Origin of the sequence: Sulfitobacter sediminis (assembly GCF_040811725.1) — a bacterium.
Lineage (GTDB): Bacteria > Pseudomonadota > Alphaproteobacteria > Rhodobacterales > Rhodobacteraceae > Sulfitobacter > Sulfitobacter sediminis.
In genome coordinates, this window is sequence record NZ_JBFNXX010000212.1 from 1 (window position 1) to 248 (window position 248).

A 248-nucleotide genomic window follows, 5' to 3' on the forward strand; every position below is an offset into this window, starting at 1 on the left:
CCCGACCCGCTCCCGTCCGTGCCGCCCGAGCCGGACCCCTTGGTCCCACCGGACCCGCTGCCCTTGGTGCCGCCAGAGCCGGTGCCCTTCGTGCCACCGGAGCCGCTGCCTTTGGTCCCGCCCGAGCCGGAACCCTTGGTCCCACCGGAACAGCTGCCCATGGTGCCGCCAGAGCCGGACCCCTTGGTGCCACCGGAACCGCGGCGGGTCGGGCCGCCGTGTCCGCGTCGGTGTGTAAGACGGGGGGC

General features: G+C 75.4%; 1 protein-coding gene. It reads right to left on the bottom strand.

The window, feature by feature from the left end:
* A partial coding sequence (locus tag AB2B41_RS23675; protein ID WP_367880271.1) for a hypothetical protein occupies window positions 1-248 on the bottom strand: 248 nt, incomplete at both ends.